Source organism: uncultured Mucilaginibacter sp. (genome assembly GCF_903913935.1).
In the GTDB taxonomy this organism is placed as follows: domain Bacteria; phylum Bacteroidota; class Bacteroidia; order Sphingobacteriales; family Sphingobacteriaceae; genus Mucilaginibacter.
In genome coordinates, this window is record NZ_CAIWNH010000276.1 from 1 (window position 1) to 14,032 (window position 14,032).

The 14,032-nt window shown below is 43.0% G+C and carries 14 protein-coding genes; 3 read left to right on the top strand and 11 right to left on the bottom strand.

The features are described from left to right. Positions 1-63 precede the first annotated feature (63 nt). Complete coding sequence (locus QZY09_RS10860) at positions 64-2,007, top strand: KUP/HAK/KT family potassium transporter (RefSeq protein ID WP_295672305.1); 1,944 nt, start codon at positions 64-66, stop codon at positions 2,005-2,007. A 109-nt stretch (positions 2,008-2,116) separates the two neighbouring features. Continuing rightward, positions 2,117-2,911, top strand: a complete 795-nt coding sequence (locus QZY09_RS10865) for a phosphatase PAP2 family protein (RefSeq protein WP_295672278.1) — start codon at positions 2,117-2,119, stop codon at positions 2,909-2,911. Between the two features lie 147 nt (positions 2,912-3,058). Here the strand turns inward: QZY09_RS10865 and QZY09_RS10870 are convergent, their stop codons facing one another. Next, the gene (locus QZY09_RS10870) at positions 3,059-3,313 is read right to left on the bottom strand and encodes a SemiSWEET transporter (protein WP_295672280.1); all 255 of its coding nucleotides are present in this window, start codon (positions 3,311-3,313) and stop codon (positions 3,059-3,061) included. A 94-nt stretch (positions 3,314-3,407) separates the two neighbouring features. Further along, positions 3,408-5,303: an amino acid permease gene (locus QZY09_RS10875; RefSeq protein WP_295672282.1), complete on the bottom strand. Its 1,896-nt coding sequence runs from the start codon at positions 5,301-5,303 to the stop codon at positions 3,408-3,410. Between the two features lie 76 nt (positions 5,304-5,379). Here QZY09_RS10875 and QZY09_RS10880 point away from each other — a divergent pair, with 76 nt between their 5' ends. Then, on the top strand, positions 5,380-6,042 hold the full coding sequence (locus QZY09_RS10880; protein ID WP_295672284.1) for a phosphatase PAP2 family protein: 663 nt from the start codon (positions 5,380-5,382) through the stop codon (positions 6,040-6,042). An 83-nt stretch (positions 6,043-6,125) separates the two neighbouring features. On the opposite strand, the gene QZY09_RS10885 is transcribed toward QZY09_RS10880, so the two are convergent. The 9 genes from QZY09_RS10885 to QZY09_RS10925 all read right to left on the bottom strand — a co-directional run bounded on the left by QZY09_RS10885 (position 6,126) and on the right by QZY09_RS10925 (position 13,932). Continuing rightward, positions 6,126-6,788 carry a hypothetical protein gene (locus tag QZY09_RS10885; protein WP_295672286.1) on the bottom strand — a complete coding sequence of 221 codons (663 nt, stop codon included), beginning with the start codon at positions 6,786-6,788 and terminating at the stop codon, positions 6,126-6,128. Between the two features lie 159 nt (positions 6,789-6,947). Further along, positions 6,948-7,253, bottom strand: coding sequence for a putative quinol monooxygenase (locus tag QZY09_RS10890; RefSeq protein ID WP_295672289.1), 306 nt, complete (start codon positions 7,251-7,253; stop codon positions 6,948-6,950). Beyond that, on the bottom strand, positions 7,201-7,380 hold the full coding sequence (locus QZY09_RS10895; RefSeq protein WP_295672291.1) for a hypothetical protein: 180 nt from the start codon (positions 7,378-7,380) through the stop codon (positions 7,201-7,203). The genes QZY09_RS10890 and QZY09_RS10895 overlap by 53 nt, the downstream gene beginning before the upstream one ends. Before the next feature lie 20 nt (positions 7,381-7,400). Further along, positions 7,401-9,101, bottom strand: coding sequence for a M3 family oligoendopeptidase (locus QZY09_RS10900; RefSeq protein WP_295672293.1), 1,701 nt, complete (start codon positions 9,099-9,101; stop codon positions 7,401-7,403). Positions 9,102-9,266: 165 nt separating this feature from the next. Continuing rightward, positions 9,267-10,196, bottom strand: coding sequence for an NAD-dependent epimerase/dehydratase family protein (locus tag QZY09_RS10905; protein ID WP_295672295.1), 930 nt, complete (start codon positions 10,194-10,196; stop codon positions 9,267-9,269). Between the two features lie 309 nt (positions 10,197-10,505). Further along, a complete protein-coding gene (locus QZY09_RS10910) occupies positions 10,506-11,108 on the bottom strand; it encodes a Crp/Fnr family transcriptional regulator (protein ID WP_295672298.1) in 603 nt (200 codons plus the stop codon). Positions 11,109-11,118: 10 nt separating this feature from the next. Beyond that, positions 11,119-11,985, bottom strand: coding sequence for a UbiA-like polyprenyltransferase (locus QZY09_RS10915; RefSeq protein ID WP_295672300.1), 867 nt, complete (start codon positions 11,983-11,985; stop codon positions 11,119-11,121). Positions 11,986-12,040: 55 nt separating this feature from the next. Continuing rightward, on the bottom strand, positions 12,041-13,111 hold the full coding sequence (locus QZY09_RS10920; protein ID WP_295672301.1) for an NADH:flavin oxidoreductase/NADH oxidase: 1,071 nt from the start codon (positions 13,109-13,111) through the stop codon (positions 12,041-12,043). A 116-nt stretch (positions 13,112-13,227) separates the two neighbouring features. Beyond that, complete coding sequence (locus QZY09_RS10925) at positions 13,228-13,932, bottom strand: murein L,D-transpeptidase family protein (RefSeq protein ID WP_295672303.1); 705 nt, start codon at positions 13,930-13,932, stop codon at positions 13,228-13,230. Positions 13,933-14,032 lie beyond the last annotated feature (100 nt).

Here is a 14,032-nt window from a genome sequence, read left to right on the forward strand (position 1 = left end):
GCAAAAATTTATTTTGCAAGATATTTAGCCGCATTTTTAATACTTTTGAATTTTAAAAAAACAGTGTCTAATCATAAAGATCTTCAAAAATTAACAGCCGCAGGCTTGTTAATCAGCCTGGGAATAATTTACGGTGACATCGGCACCTCCCCCTTATATGTTTTTAAAGCTATAGTAGGCAGTCAGCGTATAAACGAAACCCTTATACTTGGCGGCGTATCCTGTATTTTCTGGACACTTACTCTTCAAACCACTTTAAAGTACGTTGTTATCACCTTAAGGGCCGATAACAAAGGTGAGGGTGGTATATTTTCGCTATTTTCCCTCGTGCGCCGCCGCGCGAAGTGGCTCATCATTCCTGCGGTAATTGGTGGCTGTGCCTTGTTGGCGGATGGTATAATCACCCCGCCTATTTCAGTTTCCGCCGCCATTGAAGGCTTACAGGCATATTATCCGCATTTACATACCGTACCTATTGTAATCGGTATTTTGCTGGGGCTTTTCGTCATTCAGAAATTTGGCACCTCATTGGTTGGTAAAGCATTTGGCCCGATGATGTTTATCTGGTTTACCATGATGGCTGTATTGGGTATTGTTTTTATTGCACAAATGCCATCGGTAATAAGAGCCTTAAATCCTTATTATGCATATTTAATATTAAGTACCAACCCCAATGCATTTATTATTTTGGGTGCTGTATTTTTATGTACAACAGGCGCCGAGGCACTTTATTCAGACCTTGGACATTGCGGGCGGAAAAATATACAAACAAGCTGGATCTATGTAAAAAGCAGCCTTATACTTAACTACCTGGGTCAGGCAGTTTGGTTATTGCAGCACAACGGGAAAGTATTGGACCTTAATTTGCACAATCCATTTTATGAAATTATGCCTCAGTGGTTCCTGCTTTATGGCATCGGTATCGCTACGGTAGCAACCATTATTGCCAGCCAGGCATTAATTACGGGATCGTTTACACTGATAGCAGAAGCGGTCCGTTTAAATTTATGGCCAAAGGTGCGCATCAATTACCCAACCATGCAAAAAGGGCAACTTTATGTGCCCAGCGTAAACTGGTTATTGTGCGCGGGTTGCGTGGGCGTTGTGTTATTATTTAAACATTCAGACAATATGGAAGCAGCTTACGGTTTAAGTATTACCGTAGCCATGCTGATGACCACTATCCTGGTATCGAATTTTCTGAGAAGAAAAAAACTACCAAGGTATATTGTTAGTGTATTTTTAGCGGTGTACCTGTTTATTGAGGGCGCGTTTTTAGCCGGCAACCTGGTTAAATTTATACATGGCGGCTGGTTTACCCTGTCAGTTGGATTTGTTTTGTTTACCATTATGTGGTCGTGGCATACCGCCCGGAGGATAAGGAATCGTTATGTTAAGTTTATTAATATTGAGGATTATTACGGTATTTTAAAGGAATTAAGTGATGATGAAACAGTCCCGAAATACGCGTCGCAGCTGGTGTATTTAACCAGCGCTAACTTTGATTCGGAAATTGAAGCCAAAATCATTTACTCCATTCTGCAAAAGCAACCCAAACGGGCCGATGTATACTGGCTGGTGCATGTTGATGTGGTGGACGAACCTTATAAAAAAGAATATGAAGTACAATTTCTTGTACCTAATAAACTGATCAGGGTCGATTTTAAACTTGGCTTCAGGGTAGAGCAGCAGATCAACGTCTTGTTCAGGCGTGTTGTTGAAGATCTTGTTAAAAAAGGTGAAGTGGATATAACCAGCAGGTATAAGTCGTTAAACAAGCATAAGATTGTTGGCGATTTCAGGTTTGTGGTGATTGAAAAAGTGTTATCACGGTCTCATAACCTTTCGATATTAGAAAGGTTTATTATGGGTTTTTATGTTTACCTGAAAAAAGTCAGTTTGTCAGAAGAACGTGGTTTTGGCCTCGATTTGAGCTTTGTTACCGTTGAAAAAGTGCCGTTGATGTTATCATCGCCGGACATGGTTGAGATCCATCGGGCGAATTAATTCAGAATTGCAACAGATTGTTATAGTAATATTACGTTATTGTTAATATTTACTCGTATTGCATAAACAATACGGGCAAAATGTTGTTGAATTGAAAAAATCATATCCTTTGAAAAATATTCTATTAGCCATATTTTGTGTATTAACACTGGGTGTAAATGCGCAATCTGTTGATACCACCAAAAAGAAACTTGCCGATACGCTTAAAAAGGACTTATTTACGGCCCCTGACACGGTTAAGCGGCTACAGATCCATCCTTTGTATTTAGTGCCGCCGATAGGGCTGATCGCCTACGGAGCGTTATCATTTTATGTTAAGCCCGTACGTAATTTCGACTATTTCATTCACGGGGACATCCAAAGGACGGCTCCAAATTTCAATACCAAAGCCGAAAGCTATTTTCTTTTTGCGCCTATTGCAATGGTTTATGGCTTAAACCTGGTTGGCATTTCGGGTAAAAACAGGTTTATTGACCGCACGGCCTTACTGGGGCTATCCGGCGGCATTTTGGGACTTACTGAGTTCGGTTTAAAACATGCTACCCACCGGTTGCGCCCTAACGGAGCAGATTATTATTCGTTTCCATCAGGTCATACGGGGGCCGCCTTCCTTGGTGCAGAGTTCCTGGCACAGGAATACTCCGATAAGTCAGTGGTTTACTCTATCGTCGGTTATACTTTTGCGGTTACTACCGGCGTTTTCAGGATGGCCAACCGCGACCATTGGTTTAGCGATGTAGTAGCAGGCGCAGGTTTCGGTATTTTATCAACCAAGGCAGCTTACCTCATCTATCCCTACATTCGTAATGCCCTTACCCACACCGATAAACAGGGCAGAAAAGCCATGGTTATGCCAACCTACCAGGATGGCGCGCCGGGTATTTCATTTGCTATGCAGCTGTGAGGAAGTTGTTGGAATGTTATAAGGTTGGAAAGTTGTAAGGTTTTCCGCAAGAATTCACAATAAGTTACGCGATCAGGAGTTTTTTGCTTTAAGGAAGGCTTCTGTTTGGAATACATACCAACATTACAACCTTCAAACTTTACAACATCATTTATACCTCACCTTATAAATCAAAATAGTGCTGGCGAAAATGAGCGTAACGGCGTTTGCAGCAGCAACAGGCCAGCTGGCTGACATTATCCCATAGATGAGCCAAAGAAGCGTACCCATAGTAAAAATGGCATACATGGATAACGAAATACCTTCCGTATTTTTAGTCTGAATGGTTTTTATGGCCTGGGGCAAAAACGATATGGTGGTGCCAAATGCGGCTAAATAGCCAATAATATCAGTTAATTTCATAAGCGTTGACGTCTTAAAAATTTAAACAGATCAATACCGGTTAAGGTTTCAGGTTTACCTGCGTCAAAAAAACTTTAAGGTGTCAAATTCTTATTTATTCGGCTTTTTCTTTTTGAAAAAGCGAGAACAACAAAGCAGCACCCGAATAAACAACGAGGTAACCAAGTGCGAAGCCCAACAAACCATAAATAACATCCATGGTTACGCTCGCCTGGGCATCAAAAATCAACACCACAAAAATGGACACCATGGCCCCTATCAAACTTATCTTTTTTGCCTGCTTGTGCCATGTGGCAATTTTCTCGCCCAACAAGCTATGTTCATAACCATAGCTGATGTAAATATCTAAACCGATCACCAGCCACACCAGAAAACGGATCCAGTTGGTGTATCCCAGCTCTGTCATCAGATAAAAACAGCTTAACAAACCAAGCACGGGTATTAGGGATAGATTTTTAACAAACGCTAATACGGTTAATACTGCCGAAAGCCCGATAAATAGAAAAAACGGCAGATCATCTTTGTTGTGGGTTCCGTCAAACAAGCCGGCTATACCCTGCCTGAAAAAATAGGCACAAAGAATAAATAAAGCCGGCACTATCCATTTGGAATTGATGTAGGGTAAATGAAAACGCCCGGCCTTTGCCGCTTCGCGGGGCAACAGTAATACGCCGCCGCAAACCAGTACAAAAGCAAACAAGGTGCCTATACTTGTCAGGTCGGTAACTATGGTCAGGTTTAAAAACAATGCAGGTACGCCTACCACAAAACCCGTTACAATAGTAGCAAAGGATGGAGTATGAAATTTGGGGTGAATTTTTGAAAATATTTTAGGCAATAACCCATCTCGGCTCATGCTCATCCAGATCCGCGGCTGGCCCAGTTGAAAGATGAGTAACACACTGGCGGTAGCTATAACCGCGCTAAATGAAATAATACCGCTGATCTTGCTTAAATGAACCTGGTTAAATACATAAGCAAGCGGATCGCCTACAGCAAGATTTTTATAGCTAACCATACCGGTTAACACCAACGCTATCAGGATATAAAGTACGGTACAGATAATTAAGGAATAGATCATCCCTCGCGGCAGATCGCGCTGCGGGTCGCGGCATTCTTCGGCCGTAGTGGATATGGCATCAAAACCGATATACGCAAAGAACACGCCTGAAACACCTTTCATCACCCCGCCAAATCCATTTGGCATAAAGGGGTGCCAGTTGGCAGGTGTGACATAAAAAAAGCCTATGGCGATTACGGCTATCACAATGGCGATCTTCAAAATCACCATGGCATTGGTGGCCTTTTTTGTTTCGCGGATGCCGATGTAAACCAGGTAAGTAATGCCGACCACGATGGCAAGCGCCGGAATATTGGCGATCAGTTTTAACCCGCCAAAGCCCGGGGCCGTGTTCCATGCGATATTGGCTTCTTTAATCGTATCCGTTATTGCTGCAAGGTTATGGTTTTTGGTGAACTCCAGCACCTGTTCGTGCGCGCTGAAAGCCGAATAATAATCCATGGTAAGGTATGCCGGCACGTGGATATGAAAACCCTCCAGCAGGTTAACAAAATAAGTACTCCATGATACCGCTACCGCAATGTTACCGATGGCATACTCCATTAACAAATCCCACCCGATGATCCAGGCGATCAATTCGCCAAACGAGGCGTAGGCATAGGTATAAGCGCTGCCAGCAACCGGGATCCGCGACGCAAACTCAGCATAACAAAGCGCCGAAAATCCGCAGGTAATGGCAGTAATTACAAATAATATGGTAACGCCGGGGCCGCCGTTAAAAGCGGCTAAACCTATGGTTGAGAAGATACCCGCGCCAACTACGGCTGCGATACCCATCAGCGTTAGGTCTTTTACGTTAAGTTCTTTTTTGAGGGATGAGCCGCCTGAATGCTCGGCATCGCTGAAACCGCTGGCGCAATCAGCTAATATTTTGGTAATGGATTTTTTACGGAAAATACTTTTCGACATTAATTTGATAATTTAATCAGCAAGGGTAAACATAACCATTTTTTTGCAGTGAATAAGGATATGCTTATTTTGCACGATGAATATAAGCATAAAAGATGTTTTACAACGAATCAAGCCGTTTTTTGTCCTTTACCTTATCCTTTTATGCGGCTGTTTTGTTATCAAATTGCTTTATAGCAAGGATGAGATCTATTTTGCGGTAAATACCAGGCATACCGATTTCCTTGATACCATCGAACCCTATATAACCGACCTGGGCAACGGCTGGACCATCGTTATCCTGGCGGCCATCCTTTCATTATACAATTACCGGGTTGCTTTTTTAATGTTAACCACTTTTTTGCTCACCTCATTAGCCGTGCAGATCGCAAAATTTTGTTTTGATGCGCCCCGCCCCAAATTGTATTTTAAGGACCAGCTGAGTAACCTTCATTTTGTAAAAGGCGTTGACATGTTAAGCCATAACAGTTTCCCATCGGGCCATACCTTAACCGCGTTTGCTACCGGGGTATTGGTTACCTACCTGGCAAAAAATAAAAACTGGGCTTACCTGCTGGTGCTTTATGGCGTAATGGTGGGCTTCTCGCGCATGTACCTGAGCGAGCATTTTTTTGAAGATGTGATAGCGGGATCGATAATGGGGGTATTCCTGGCGATATTCTGGATCAGGTGGATCGATAGCCGCAAGTTTATCAACTCCCCCGCATGGAACAGGGGATTGTTGAGTCGTAAGTCTTGAGTCTGAAGTCTTAAGCCTTAAGTCGCCAGGAATAGAACTCCTAACTTTAGACTTTAGACCCAAGACTTCAAACTAAAAAAAACCTACCCCAAAGCGGGTTCTTTCTTTTTGGTTTTAACAGCAATCAGCACCAATATCACCAGCACGACAAGCCCCGCGCCACCAAAAACTTCAATTTTTGTGGTGGATGACATGCCCGTTGCGTTTGACAGGTATTGGTCGTTACGCTGCAGTTCGGGCGACAATTTTATGGAAGCTATAAATGCTTTGTACTCGGGTTTAACAACATCCGTACGTTCAGCCGGGTATACATACTCAATGGTATAAGTAACATCCTGGGTGTATATTAAAACAAAATTCCTGCAGGTAATAACACCATTGCCGTCGTCGCTTTTTAACGTAAAAGTTTTAGCTTTTAAGGTACCAATAGTGGTATCACGCACATACTGGGCACTGCTGCCGGGCTGCTGCGCCTGTATACCCTTAATATAGGTTTTCATTACTTTATTAAGGTCGCTTTGGGTTTTTAAAGGCGTATTATTTTTAGCATTCGCTTCGCGAAAGGCGATCATATAACCGTACATCCCGTTAGCGGTAAAGATGTGCTCATTTAAGGTATCTTTTGTTTGATACCCGGGAGGTAATGAAATAGTCACCAGGCTATCCAGCTTAACCGGTTTGATAAGCTGGCAATACCCTGCCATGGCAGACATCAACAGGGTAATACTTAAAATTATCTTTTTCATACTCTATTAAACTCTTTAAAATCCATTTGGTTTGAATTTTCGAGTTTATAATGCGAATAGTATGACGGTATTGTGACTTATTGTACTTTATTTCAATGGATTACAAACCACTTTAAAAATGCAGATTATTTTGCATTTGGCACCAACAAGCGTAGAAAGTTAAATTCCAGGTTGACGCGCAGCGGCAATTAATTCAACATCAACAAGCTCCAATGACTTAACCATATGCTCAACAGTTTCTTTATACTTTTTAAAATGAGCTGTTTCGATATGAGCTTTATAGGCGGCCGTATCGGCGTATATTTCAAGAATAGTGATGCGCGAAGGGTCGGACTTGTCTGCAACTGCGTAATAGGTTAATACTCCGGGCTCAAGCCTTATGGCTGTTGCCATTTGCTCCTTTAAAGCGGAATTATATAGGTGCAATTGAGCCGGGTCCACCTTGATTTTTGCCAGCCTCACCATTTGATTTTTTTTGTTGTGCCATGGCTTTATTACTAAAACAAAGGGTAAATATCCCGATAATAGCAAAGAAAATCAGCCGGTTAATCCGGCCGATTTTCTCTATTAAACTTGTATGGAATGTTTTCATGTGATTAGGGTTTTTATTACCTATAACTTATCCATTTCCACCTTCACAAACTCCGCCAGTTCTTTTACATACGCCGCGCTGAAATCAAATTTGATGCCTGCTGTTTCGTAAATCTCTTTTATGGTTTTGGTGTAGCCGAGTTTTAAAGCTTCCAGGTATTGGTGCAGGCCTTTTTCAGGGTTTTCTTTATAGTTTTTCCAAACCGCTATAGCGCCCAGCTGGGCCATTCCGTATTCGATGTAGTAAAACGGCACTTCAAAAATATGCAGCTGTTTTTGCCACAAGTTCGCTTCGGCATCCGGGTAATCGCTCCAGTCCACAAAACCGGCGCCGAAAGGCTCATAGATCTCAATCCAGGCCGTCCTGCGGTCTTCGTCAGTGTGGTTAGGGTTGGTATAGATCCAGTGCTGAAACTGGTCAACTACGGCCACCCATGGCAATGTTTTCAGCACATCAAACAACTGGTCGCGTTTGGCGCGTTTCAGATCTTCTTCATTATCAAAATAAACATCCCAATTATCCATCGAGATCAGCTCCATTGACATCGAAGCCAACTCAGCTACTTCACTAGGACAATGTTTAAAATCATTCAGCTCCAGGTCGGCAGTTAAAAAGGTATGCACGGCATGGCCGCCTTCGTGTACCATGGTGGTGAGGTCGCGGAAGGTATTGGCCGAGTTCATAAAAATAAAGGGCGCGCCGGTTTCTGACAGCGGATAGTTATAACCACCTGGCGCTTTGCCTTTGCGGCTTTCCACGTCAAACAGGTTATTATCCTTCATGATTTCCAGCCTTTCGCCCAAATAACGATTGATATTACTGAAACACTGGATGGATTTTTCGATCAGTTCGCTGCCGTTGTTAAACGGTTTCAACGCCGGTTTGCCCGAAACATCCACATCCATATCCCATGGCTTGAGTGTGCCCAGGTCAAGCGCTGCTTTACGTTTTTTAGCCTGTTCGCGTAATATCGGTACTATTTCCTTTTCAATCGCTTCATGGAAAGCATAGCAATCTTTCGGCGTATAATCAAAACGCCCCAAAGCCTGGAACATATAATCCCTGAAGTTTTCAAACTCTGCATTTAAGGCAACTTGATGGCGCAGCGTGCGCAGATGATCAAACAACTCATCCAGCTGGTCTTTATCCTGCAGGCGGCGGGCGGTTATCTTTTCCCAAACCTCTTGTCTTTTGCTGCGATCGGTTCCCTTTAAAAAAACCGATACCTGCTCCAGTGTATATTCTTTATCATCAATATGTACCGACATGGAGCCGGTTATTCCCTGGTATTTTTGTTGTTCAACCTGGATCTCCGTTTGCAGGGGAATATTTTCTTCCCTGAAAAGTTCCAGCGCTTTTTTAACACCGCGCAGGTAGATAAAATATTTTTTATGATCCAGCTTGTCAACCCATTTGCTGCCCACCAGTTTTTTATTCAGCTCGTTACCATAGGGCGCAACCTTCGGCTCGATTTCGGTAGCAAAATATTGGAATTTTTGCAGCAATTCTTCATTGGTGGTATCGCAGGTCATGCGGATATAGCGCCAGGCAAAATCTTCTTCCAAAGCGGCTTCCAGCTCACTGCGGTCGTGCAGCCATTTTTCAAGCTCGTGAACGGAGTTTATGGGGCGTTCGGTCAGTTCTTTATACAACGGTTCCAGGTTTTCCCATTTAATCTCAAGGGTGGCCGGGATATATGTTCTTGTTTTTTTGTGGATCATGATGTATTGATTTGCAGATGGCGAATTTAGTCAGAAAGACCGAAAGTCAGTAAAGTCCGAAAGATTTGTTATCAAAAATTAGTTAAAGCTTCAAAGCGGGACCAACCTCCTTCTTTCGGACTTTACTGACTTCCCGACCCTGCCTTCCGGGAGACAGGTTTCAGACTACACCTTCTTATACAACGTCTCAGACATCAGCTTAATCCCATCCTCATACTTTGTTGGCTTAATATTAAACGCCTTTTCAAATTTGGATGAATCGAAAATGTAATCATGATTGTACTGGTAATACATTTCAACGGTACCGGCTACCACCTTGTTGAACAAGCCATAGCTCCAAAGGAAAAACTTATTGATGGCAAAAACTTTTGGTTCAACCCCGTAAATTTTAGCGGCTATATCAATAAATTGTTTGCCGGTTAAAGGCCTGGCGGTGGGCATATGCCAGATCAGGTTATCGCTTTCGGGGTTTTGCCCCAGCAGGTAAACGCCTTTGCCCATATCAGGGATATAACTAAAGTTGTGCAGCTTATCCAGCTTGCCCAGCCATTGCGCTTTTGCCCCTTTGGCAAAATTTTCCAGCACCATCATATCTAAAAAACTGTTCTTATTATCGGTGCCATAAAAATCAGCCGCGCGGGCAATGCTTGCTTTAATATTGCCGGCTTTGGCCTCATCCATTAATTGGGTGGCTATTTTTGCCCGTACTTCGCCTTTTGCACTGCAGGGGTTATAAGGTGTATCTTCGGTCATTGGGCCATCAACCAGGCCGTACATGTACACATTATCAAAAAATATCAGCCTTGCCCCGGTTTCCTTAGCCACATTGATGGCATTTTGCATTACTACCGGCCATTGTGCCTGCCATACGTTTTTATCATAAACCAAACCGGCTGTTAAATAAATTACAGTTGAACCCTTTGCAGCTTCCAGCACTTCGGCATAATTCAGCAGATCTGCTTTTTTCCAGGTAATGTTTTTGGCGGTATTGGCAATGGGTTTGCGGCTTACCAGGCGGATGGTTTCGTTTTTGTTGGTTAATTCGCGGGTAAGTGCGTTTGCTACTGCCCCGCCTGCTCCTAATATGGTGTGCATTGTCTTTTCGTTTTGTTTAAGACAAATGTACGGGCATACTGTTTCTCAAAACGTTAACATAAGATAAGAATTTGGGTTATTTCGGATTTCGGATGTTCGATTTCGGATTTTTTGTCTGAACTCGAATTCCTGGAATTATGGAATTCAAAGAATTTTTTAGATGTAGATTGTAATGAAATTAGTTAGCCCACAGAAATTCTGAATATTCTTAAATTCGATAAATTCGAGTTCAGACAATTTCGGATTTGTTTAATCGGCAATACGTCAAAATTCTTAATTCCTAAATCGAACATCCGAATTCCGAAATCATCAAGCCGCTTTCATGATCCGCCTTCTGATTCGCGAAAGCGAAACAGGGGTTATTCCCAAAAAATGAGCGATGTAGTGTTGTGGCATCCGCTGGATGATATCGCGACCGGTATTAAGCAGATCGAGATAGCGCTCCTCCGGGGTTTTGGTAATGAAGGATGACATCCGTTCCTCATAGCAAATAAGGTAATATTCAGCCACCAGCCGGCCGAAGCGTTCCATTTTATAAGCCAGTATGGGGTTCGCCAGCATGGCCTGAATATTGTTGTAAGTGATGATGACCAGCTCGGTGTCTTCAAGCGCCTGCACATAATTAAGGCTTGGTTCGCGTGTTAAAAAACTACGGTAAGAGCTAACGAGTTCATTTTCGAAACAAAAGTACCCGGTGATCTCTTCGCCATCTTTGACATTAAAAAACCGTACAGAACCAGTTAATATAAATCCGATCTCGCTGCAAACGATGCCAGGCTCGGCAAAATGGGTCTTTTTCTTCAATTTTTTTAAATCGAGATGCTGGCAGAAAATATGCCATTCGGCCTCGTTAAATTCGATGAATTTACTGATACCTTTTCTGAAAACTGCTACTGCGTCCTGGCTTTCCATAGGATCTAAATTAAAGAATTCCGTGCGTAATTAAAATCCTGTCAAGCAAAAACATACTGGCAAAAACCACGCTGGCAATGCCGTTGGTGGTCATGAAAGCGAAATTAACCCGGCTTAAGTCGTTTGGTTTTACCAGCAGGTGCTGATAAACCAACATGGCGCAGAAAAACACGATTCCGGCATAGTAAAGTATACCTACATGGGTATAAAATACCGGCATTGCTACAAAAACAGCCGAAAGGATATGCAAAAAAGTAGAAAGTCTTAAAGCGTTTACTTTGCCCAAATAAGCAGGGATGGAGTGCAGGTTTTCTGCACGGTCAAAATCCTCATCCTGCAGGGCATAAATAATATCAAAACCACTTACCCAGCAAAGCACGGCGAATGAAAAGAAAAGCGGTGTTAAAGCAAATTCCCCGGTTACAACAAGGTAAGCACCAATAGGCGCAAGGGATAAGCCAAGCCCCAATACCAAATGGCAAAGGGCTGTAAACCTTTTGGTAGCGCTATAGCCCAATACAACCAGCAGCGCCACCGGCGACAAATAAAAACACAACCTGTTGATGAACCATGTTACTCCGATAAACAAAAGGCAATTTATAATGGTAAAAGTTAAGGCCGATCCAGCGCTTATCCGCCCGGAAGGGATATCCCTTTGTTTGGTACGCGGGTTTTTTGAATCGATATTCCTGTCGAGGTAGCGGTTAAAGGCCATGGCGGAATTACGCGCCAGGATCATACACAAAACCATCATTACCAGCTTTGGCCATTCAAAACGGGCATCGGTGGTGGTTACCGCTAAAAAAAAGCCAATAAACGCAAATGGCATTGCGAAAATCGTATGCGAGAAGGTAACTAACGAGAGATATTTTTTCATGTATAAAAAATAATGCGGGGTGACACCCTCAGGATCATCCAAAATTACAAATTTTTCAATGCCATTTTGCTCTTAAATACTGATCGGGCCATTTTACTTCCTGCCCCAGCAAATACGCGGCGCGCAGCGGGAAATAAGGGTCGCGCAATAATTCGCGGGCAAGGAAAACCATATCGGCCTGTCCTTCGCGGATAATGGTATCCGCCTGTACCGCTTCGGTAATTAAACCCACTGCCCCGGTTAGGATACCGCTTTCCTTTTTCACCTTTTCAGCAAATTCAACCTGGTAGCCTCGTTTTAGGGGGATCTTTGCGGTAGCCACATTTCCGCCGGTAGAACAGTCAATCAGATCGACGCCATTATCAATCAATATTTTGCCCAATTCAGCAGAATCATTGGCCGTCCAGCCGCCTTCGGTCCAGTCTGTTGAAGAGATGCGAATAAATAGCGGGTTCTCAGCAGGCCAAACTTCCCGGATGCTTTCAATGATCTCCAGCAATAAACGAATCCGGTTTTCAAAGGAGCCGCCATATTCATCTGTGCGGTGGTTGCTTAATGGCGATAAAAACTCATGGATCAAATACCCATGCGCTGCATGGATCTCAATTACATCAAATCCTGCGGCAAGCGTGCGTACAGCAGCAGCCATAAAATCGGCTTTTACTTTTTCAATGCCGGCTTTATCTAATGCAACAGGCGCCTCTTCTTCATCAATGAAAGGGATCGCGCTTGGCGCTACCGATTTCCAGCCGTTTGCTTGGTCTGAAGGTATTTGTTTGCCGCCATTCCATGGCAAATCATGATTTGCCTTACGACCGGCATGCGCCAATTGCGTGCCCGCATAAGCACCGTGCAGGTGAATAAAATCGGTGATCTGTTTTAATTTGGCAATGTGTTCGTCTTTATAAATACCAAGGTCGCCGTAACTTATCCGTCCTTCAGGCGAAACAGCGATTGCTTCTGTGAGCACCAAAGCCGCGCCGCCTACCGCCCGGCTGCCCAAATGCACCAGGTGCCAGTCGTTAGCGAAACCATCCTCGCTGGAGTATTCGCACATGGGCGAAACCACTAGGCGGTTTTTAAACTCAATATTTTTTATTTTTATAGGGGAAAATAGATGTGGCATGATGTTTTCTTCTGCAAAGATGTGAAGTATGCCGTTAGCTTTACTTGTTTAAACAGATTTTTACGACTGGATGATATGGATTTATTGAAAAGTTGCAAAGTTGGAAGGTACCGTAATCATTGATTAAATGCATATTTCTTCCCTTTTACCTGAGCAACTGCAGGCAAATGATTTTTCTCAAACAGGTCATACCCCGGCTTCATGCTTCTCCAGAAAGGCAGTAATGAACTGGCGGCATACTTACTCAAATGTTCAGCATTCATCCTGAAGGGATAGATATCCAGTTGTATTTTTTGCCTGCCGGCTTCGAAGTTTTTATAAACCAGCGTGTAAATTTCTTCTATGCCATCGTTCGTCATGGCGTAACAGCCGATGGAGGCGCAGTGCCCATGTATCATAATGGCATCGCCGGTGTAACCTTTTAATTTTTCAAGCTTATTGGGGTAACCGATATTAATGGCCAGGTAATAAGTGCTCAAAGGGTATAACTGACCGGGCGTAATAGAATAAAACCCTTCGGGGCTTTTGCCGTCGCCTGATCGTGTTTTGGTACCCAGGCCGCCCGAAAAATAGCAAATGTTATAGCTTTTAAAAAACCGGTATTCCCTGCCCGACTTTATCCAGATCTCCATCACGCTTTCCTCTTTAAAGATCCTTACATATAAATCTGATATGATATTGAGCCCTTTATCGGCTAACTCATTTTGCAGTTTGGGCCAAACTTTTATGCGCACATCTTTCGCCAATTTACTATCAGGCAGGTTGTTTTTTGGGTTGAATAAAAATAGCGATAACAGTAATAAGGTAATAAGTTTAGACATGGGGCAAATTGTTTAAGGTTTTATATTTGTCTAAACCTATTTATTGCAACTTTATTGCATTAAATAAAAATTAAAGAACTTCCACAAAATTTTTTTTTTA